At 44.9% G+C, this 205-nt stretch carries 1 protein-coding gene; it reads left to right on the top strand.

Going from position 1 to position 205, the window contains the following annotated elements:
- Window positions 1–205, top strand: a 205-nt coding sequence (locus IL45_RS15145; RefSeq protein WP_036582197.1) for a hypothetical protein, incomplete at both ends; no start/stop codon positions are given.

The raw sequence follows: 205 nt of genomic DNA on the forward strand, positions 1-205 counted from the left end.
TGATGGTGAGACCAACGGAACAGAAGACATGAATGGATCCGATCCAACAGATCCATGTGATGTAAGTGGAACAGCAACAGTACCAGATGTAAGTGATGAGAATTATGCCGTATGGGCAGCCGCAGATTGTGATGGTGATGGTGAGACTAACGGAGAAGAAGTGATGAATGGTACAGAGCCATTTGACCCATGTAGTGTAACAAAT

This window comes from Nonlabens ulvanivorans (assembly GCF_000732625.1).
Classification (GTDB): domain Bacteria; phylum Bacteroidota; class Bacteroidia; order Flavobacteriales; family Flavobacteriaceae; genus Nonlabens; species Nonlabens ulvanivorans.